General features: G+C 72.7%; 6 protein-coding genes and 1 pseudogene. All 7 read right to left on the bottom strand.

The features are described from left to right. Positions 1–317 (bottom strand): annotated as a pseudogene (locus JWR86_RS09715) (peptidase C15); the annotation flags it as partial. A 2-nt stretch (positions 318–319) separates the two neighbouring features. Then, entirely contained in the window at positions 320–1297 is a 978-nt protein-coding gene (gene meaB, locus JWR86_RS09710) for a methylmalonyl Co-A mutase-associated GTPase MeaB (protein ID WP_299564288.1), read from the bottom strand. A gap of 40 nt (positions 1298–1337) precedes the next feature. Then, entirely contained in the window at positions 1338–2447 is a 1110-nt protein-coding gene (locus JWR86_RS09705; protein WP_299564285.1) for a YbfB/YjiJ family MFS transporter, read from the bottom strand. 108 nt (positions 2448–2555) lie between these two features. Further along, positions 2556–3305 (bottom strand): DUF3750 domain-containing protein, encoded by a 750-nt coding sequence (locus JWR86_RS09700; protein ID WP_366914575.1) that lies wholly within the window; start codon positions 3303–3305, stop codon positions 2556–2558. A gap of 198 nt (positions 3306–3503) precedes the next feature. Next, entirely contained in the window at positions 3504–5006 is a 1503-nt protein-coding gene (locus tag JWR86_RS09695) for a tripartite tricarboxylate transporter permease (protein ID WP_299564282.1), read from the bottom strand. A gap of 1 nt (position 5007) precedes the next feature. Further along, on the bottom strand, positions 5008–5511 hold the full coding sequence (locus tag JWR86_RS09690) for a tripartite tricarboxylate transporter TctB family protein (protein WP_299564280.1): 504 nt from the start codon (positions 5509–5511) through the stop codon (positions 5008–5010). A 33-nt stretch (positions 5512–5544) separates the two neighbouring features. After that, complete coding sequence (locus tag JWR86_RS09685; protein ID WP_299564277.1) at positions 5545–6531, bottom strand: tripartite tricarboxylate transporter substrate binding protein; 987 nt, start codon at positions 6529–6531, stop codon at positions 5545–5547. Between the last annotated feature and the right edge of the window lie 236 nt (positions 6532–6767).

Below are 6767 nucleotides of genomic sequence, written 5' to 3'. Positions count from 1 at the left end.
CGCCGCTCCGGCCGGGCCGCTGTTGCGCCGGAGGCGTCGGGAAACAGCCGTGACCGCCGCGGCGTCGCCCGCCGCTCCACCCGGATGCGGCGCGAGCGGCCGGCGACCCCGATCATCAGCACGGCGTCCGGGCCGGTGGCAAGCGCGGGGTCGAGTTCGGTCCCGAGCGCCGCATAGGTGGTGGCGAGGATTCGGCACTCGGCGGCTACGCCCCGGCGGCGCCAGGCCGCGGCGCCGGCGACCGCCGCCGCCAGAGCCGCGCTTGGGTTGCGAGGCATGGTCGGGAAGGGCCCGAACCCGGTGACCAGCAGGCGCACGGTCACATCCCGAGCAGCGCCGCGATCTCGTCCGCGCCCGCCGTCGGGGAGAGGCGGGAGGCGGCGACAGCGGCCTCGATCTGCGGCAGCCGCTCGCGCAGGCGCGGCTCCGAGCGCAGCCGCGAACGCAGCCGCTCGTCCACCAGCGCCCACATCCAGCCGAGGTCCTGCCGGCGCCGCCGGGCGGTGAATTCGCCGGTCTCCTCCATGCGGGCACGGTGCCGCTCGACCCCGGCCCAGAGCTCACCGAGCCCCGTCTCGGCCAGTCCCGAGACCAGCAGCACCGGCGGCGTCCAGCTCGCGCCGGGCGGCACGAGAATCTGCAGAGCCGTCCTGTAATCGGCCGCCGCCATTGCGGCCCGCTCGCCCGAGGGGCCGTCGGCCTTGTTCACCGCGATGATGTCGGCGAGTTCGATCACGCCCTTCTTGATGCCCTGCAGCTCATCGCCGGCGCCCGGCAGGGCGAGCACCAGGAAGGTGTCGGTGAGGTCCGCCACGGCCGTCTCGGACTGGCCGACGCCGACCGTCTCGACCAGCACCACGTCGAACCCGGCCGCCTCGCAGAGGAGCATGGCTTCGCGGGTCCGGGCGGCCACGCCGCCGAGCGTTCCCGACGAGGGGGAGGGCCGGACAAAGGCCTCGTCCGCCACGGCGAGCCGGGCCATCCGGGTCTTGTCGCCGAGGATCGCGCCGCCGGTGCGGCTCGAACTCGGATCCACGGCCAGCACCGCGACGCGATGGCCGCGCCCGATCAGGTGCGCGCCGAGCGCATCGATGAGGGTGGACTTGCCGACCCCGGGCACGCCCGTGATGCCGACCCGCACCGCGCCGCCGGTCCGGCTCATGGCGCCGTCGAGCAGGACCCGCGCGGCGGCCCGGTCGTCGGGGTGACGGGATTCGACGAGCGTGATGGCACGCGCAAGCGCGGCGCGGTCGCCGGCGGCGAGGGCTTCGGGGGAGGGCGGGGTGCGCCGAGTCATGCCGCGTTGTGGCCTCCGCGCGGCGCGCCGTCGAGCCCGCTCACGCGGCCCGGCGCGCCGGCAGTGCGAGCACCAGCAGGGCCAGCACGGACAGGCCGAGGCCGACCCCGAACAGGGGCCCATGCGAGCCGGTCCAGGCGAAGAGCGCCGCATAGCCGAAGCCCGACGTGGCCTGCGCGCCTGCAAAGGCGGCCGTGGCCCGGACCCAGACCGCGCCGGCCTGCGGGCCGGCGATCTCCCGGGCTCGGGCGAGGGCGACGGAGGTCGCCCCGACGGTGGCGAAGCCGCCCAGGAACGCGGCCAGCAGCAGCGGCGGCAGGCCGGGCAGCAGCGCTGTGCCCAGCGCCGCCACCTGCACGGCGGCCCAGATGCTGAGTCCGACCGGGGCGCCCCAGCGGTCGGCGACCCGGCCGCCCAGCAACGGGCCGGTCAGCCCCCCGATCCCGAACATCAGCCAGGCCAGGGACGCGATCAGGGTGTCGTAGCCGCGGCCGCGCACCACGAGGTCCCCGAAATAGACCATGTGCGGCACGATGCCGGCGGCCGAGAGGCCGTAGGCGAGATAGAGCCTGCCGGCTCCGGCCGGGGGGCTGCCGGCCACCCGCGGCACGGGCGTCGCCGGAAACACCCGGCCGGCCGCCGCCCATAGCAGCCCGACGATCACGGCCAGGGCCAACCAGGCTTCCGAGATCCCCGCCCGGAGCAGCAGCGGCGCCGCCACGGAGGCGACCACCACGCCCGCGCCGACCCCCGTCATGACGATGCCGCCCGCCAGGCCGCGCCGGGCCGGCGACACGGCGCCCTGCACGGCCGGTCCGGCCAGAGCCATCAGGACGCCGCCCGCCGCGCCGGCGACGCCGCGCCATAGGGCCAGCCATTCCGCGCCGCCGTTCCAGGCGCAGGCTGCGAAGGAGATGGCGGCGAGCCCCATCCCGAGATGGAGGGCAGCCCGGGTTCCCGTGCGGCGCGCCAGCGAGCGCCCGCCGGCGACCCCCGCCAAGTAGCCGCCGAGGTTCACGGCCCCGAGAAGGCCGGCCTCGGCCCCGGTGACCCAGCCCGCCGCCACCATGGCCGGAAACAGCGGCACATAGGCGAAGCGGGCGAGGCCGATGCCGCAGAACGTCGCGCTCGCCCCGGCGAAGGCCGGCACCAGCGAAGAGTCGCCGGCAGGAGGTGTCAGGGCCGCGTTCACGCGTGCCGTTGTTCCGAACGGCGGCCGCTTCGTCCAGGGCGGCCGCGACATGGCTCGTGCGCGAACCTAGTTCGCCGCCTCGATCGGCACGCCGATCCGGCCCCAGCCCGGCAGCTTCAGGGCCGGCCGGCGGAGGTCGAAGCCGGTGACGAGCCCGAGAAAGTTGATCTCGAGCCCCTCCACCCAGCCCAGGCTGAGGCCGAGATAGCCGCCGAGCTGGAGCTGGATGCCGGTGCGGCTCGGGGTGAGCCCGACGAGGTCCCCGAAGGGATGGAAGTCCTTGCCCAAAGCCGTGGGCGGCATCGCGACCTGGAGGCCCGGCACCTGCTGCACCACGTGAGCCACGAAGGTGTTGGAGTTCGGCCCGGGCCACACCCGGTAATCGCCGCCGTGCCGATACGGGTAGTCCCGAACCGCGGCCCGGATCGCCGGGATCACCCGCTCGGCCGCCGCGCCATCGAGCGCGAGGACGAGCTGCGGGGCGTTCCCGAACCAGCGCGCATCGGCGGCCCACCCGTCCGTGCGGAGCGGCGAACCCCAGCCGACCTTGTCGAATCGCGTGTAGCGGGAGGCGCCCTCCGGCTTGATCACGATCCAGCTGTGATGGGCGAAGATCCCCTTCCAGCGGCCGGTCCGGGCGGCATAGATCCGCACCAGCGCCGCCGGATGCGCGGCCGGCTCCGGCAGGAGCTTGGCGCTGGACCAGTCGGCCCGGTTCCAGCTCGGCGCCACGTCGTCGCGCAGCGACCACCACACGGCGTGCGTTGCGAGGGGGAGGATGAACAGGGTCAGGACGGCGATCAGAATGGTCGACACGGCAGTCCTTCGGCGGCGCCGCAGGGGCGGCGGTCGCAGGGCCTCGACGGACAAGGCGGGCTCCGGCTGGCGGGGGGGCTGGCGGCACGTGACGCCTGGACGGTGACATGGGGACGGCGACCGCTTTTCGCGACCGCGGCTCGCCCAGCCGAACCCTGCGGCCGGCGCGGCCCGCTGACGCAGTTCAGGCCGGCACCCTCAGGCCGAGCGAAGCCGCGGATGCCGGAAGTTCTTACGCCAGAGCCAGGCCGCAACCGGCCAGAGCAGGGCTGCGAAGGTCATGGCGGCCAGCACCGCGGAGACCGGCCGCTCGAAGAAGGGCAGAACCGACCCGTCCGACTTGATGAGCGAGGTCACGAAGCTCTGCTCGACCATGGTGCCCATGACGATGCCGAGCACCATGGCGGCGACCGGGTAGCCGTTGGCCTCCATCGTGTAGCCGATCACCCCGAAGGCGGCGACGACCAGCACGGCGAACAGGTTGTTGCCGGTGGCAAAGGCGCCCACCGCCGCACAGATCAGCACCACCGGCATGATCGAGGCGCGGGGCGCCCGCATCACGTGGCTCGTGGCCCGGATCATCATGATCCCGAGCGGGATCATGATGATGTTGGCGATCAGGAAGATGATGTAGAGCGCGTACATCGACGAGGCGCGCTCGGTGAACAGCGTCGGGCCGGGGTTCAGGCCCTTCATGTACAGGACGCCGATGGCGATCGCCGTGATGGTGTCGCCCGGGATGCCGAACAGCAGTGAGGGTATCCAGCCGGAAGCGAGGCTGGCGTTGTTGGAGGCGCCCGCCTCGACGAGACCCTCCGGGTGGCCGGTGCCGAACTTCTCAGGCTCCTTGGAGAACCGCTTGGACATCGCGTAGCTGACCCAGGCCGCCATGTCGGCGCCCGCGCCCGGCAGCACGCCGATGATGATGCCCACGATGTTGCCGCGGGTCATCTGCCGCCAATAGGTCTTGGTCAGCGCGATCTGCCCGGCCATGATCGAGCCGTAGCGTCGGCGGGCGAGCTTCGGCGGCTCGGGCAGGAGCAGCGCCCGCATCACCTCCGACACCGCAAAGGCGCCCACCAGCGCCGGCACCACCTCGATGCCGCCGAGAAGGTCGGTCGAGCCGAAGGTGAAGCGCGGCACGCCGCCCGGATTCTCCATGCCGACGCACGAGACCAGGAGCCCGAGCAGCATGGCCGCGATGGCCTTCACGGGCGAGGAGCGGGCGACCAGGGTCGCGCACATCAGCCCCATGATGGCGAGCCAGAAATACTCGAAGGTCGAGAACGAGAAGGCGATCTCGGCCAGGAGCGGCGCCATGGCGACCAGCGAGATCGTCCCGGCGATGCCGCCCAGCGCGCTGAACCACAGGCAGATGCCGAGCGCGAGTTCGGGCTGGCCCTTGCGGGTCATCGCATAGGCCTCGTCCGTATAGGCCGCGGAGGCCGGCGTGCCCGGGATGCGCAACAGCGTGCCCGGAATGTCGCCCGAGAAGATCGCCATGGCCGAGGCCGAGATGATGGTCGCGACCGCCGCGATCGGCGACAGGTAGAAGGTCACCGGCACCAGCAGCGCCGTGGCCATGGTGGCCGAGAGCCCCGGCAAGCAGCCGACCACCAGGCCGTAGATCGAGGACGCCAGGATGGCGATGACGACGTCCGTGGCCGCGACGAGCCGGATGGCTTCCCAGACGGTGCTCATCTCACCACGGCATCGGCAGAAGCCCGGCCGGCAAGGGCACGCGCAGCAGCTTGTAGAAAACGGCGTGGACGAGGATCGGGGCGATCGCGGCGAGCCCGATGGCGAGCCGCACCGAGCCGCCGAAGGCCAGCACGATGGCGACCAGCATGGCGGCCGCGGTGGGCACGAAACCGAGTTGCTCGACGGCCAGGACGTAGAAGACCAGCAGGGCCGGTGGCAGCAGTGCCACGAGACCCCGCAGCAGGCCGGGGGGCGGCGCCGCCGCAAGCGCCTCGCGGCTGCCTTCGATGGAGCCGAGATCGGCCTCCGCCTCGTCCTCGAACGAGCGCCCGATGCCGGCCGCGATCATGATTCCGCAGAGCACCAGGCCGATGCCGATGATGGTCGGGAAGGCGCTCGGTCCCACCTGCTGGCCCGGCACGGGCGGCAGCTGGGACCCGGAATAGGCTGCTGCCGCGCCGAGCGCGGAGAGGGCCAATCCGCTGACCCGGTCAGAGACGAGCATCGGGCGGCCCGATCTCGGCCGCGGCCTGCCCGGTCAGGCCTTGGCCAGGCCGGCCGCCTTCATGGCGACCCCCATCTTGCGGTCGCCCTCGTCCATGAAGGTTTCGAACCCGGCAGCGTCGGCCCAGGTCATGCCGAAGCCGCGGTTGTTCATGAACTCCTTGTAGGCCGGGCTTTCGTAGACCTTCTTCAGCGCGGCCCCGAGCTTGGCCGAGACCTCGGCCGGCAGATTCTTCGGCCCCGCGATGCCGCGCCACGCTCCGGTCGCGTAGTCGATGCCGAGTTCCTCCTTCAGGGTCGGCACGTTCGGGAATTGCGGGTTGCGGGCGGGCGCCATGATGGCGAGCGAGCGGGCCCGGCCTGCGTCCAGCATGGCGCGCGCCTCCGGCACCGAGCAGGGCACGATGTCCACGCCGCCGGCGGCGAGGTCCTGCATGCCGGGCGCGGCGCCGTTGGACGGCACCCAGGTGACCTGGTTCGCCGGCAGGCCCATGGCCTGCATCCAGCCGACCAGCGCCAGATGCCAGATGCCGCCTTGGCCGGTTCCGGAGGCCTTCAGCTTGCCGGGCGGGCTCGCCTTGATGGCGTCGGCCAAGTCCTTGACGGTCTTGTAAGGCGAGTCGGCCTTCACCTGGACCCCGGGCGGGTCCTCGTTGACGAGCGCCAGCGGCGTGTAGCTCCGCGGCGTCAGCTCCGTGAGACCCTGCCAGTGCATCATGCTGATCTCGACCGTCAGGATGCCGAGCGTGTAGCCGTCCGGCGCGGCGCTCGCGATCGCCTGGTGGCCGACCACGCCCGAGCCGCCGGTGCGGTTGACGACGTTGACCGGCTGGCCGAGTTCCTTCTCGAGGAGAGACGCCACGATGCGGACGGTCGCGTCCGTGCCGCCGCCGGCGCCCCAGGGGCAGATCATGGTGATGGGCCGGGCCGGATAGGCCGCCTGGGCCTGAGCGAGCTGTGGAGCCGCCAGCGCCACAGCACCGGTCGAGGCCACGAATCCGCGCCGTGTGAACCTGCTCATGGCGTCCTCCCTGGCCGCTCGCACAGAGGTGGCGACCTGTGTTTTGGGAAGCGTAGCATCGGGTCCGCGACGATCTCAACGCCGTTTCGGCCCTTCACGCCTATCGTCGTAGGCGCAAGCCCGGCAGATTGGCCGTGATGTCCCGCAGCACCGGCCCCGCCCCATCCCACCACAGAGCGGAGCCTCGGCCCGGCAGGCGCGCGGCCCGGTGAAAGCGCCTCTCGTTCGCATTCGGC

The sequence above is a fragment of the Enterovirga sp. genome, assembly GCF_028290205.1.
In the GTDB taxonomy this organism is placed as follows: Bacteria; Pseudomonadota; Alphaproteobacteria; order Rhizobiales; family Beijerinckiaceae; genus Enterovirga.
This window is presented reverse-complemented; position numbering and strand designations above follow the sequence as displayed.

Coding starts and splice junctions, on each gene's coding strand:
- meaB (WP_299564288.1), bottom strand. CDS start 1,297: ATGACTCGGCGCACCCCGCCCTCCCCCGAAGCCCTCGCCGCCGGCGAC.
- JWR86_RS09695 (WP_299564282.1), bottom strand. CDS start 5,006: ATGAGCACCGTCTGGGAAGCCATCCGGCTCGTCGCGGCCACGGACGTC.
- JWR86_RS09690 (WP_299564280.1), bottom strand. CDS start 5,511: ATGCTCGTCTCTGACCGGGTCAGCGGATTGGCCCTCTCCGCGCTCGGC.
- JWR86_RS09685 (WP_299564277.1), bottom strand. CDS start 6,531: ATGAGCAGGTTCACACGGCGCGGATTCGTGGCCTCGACCGGTGCTGTG.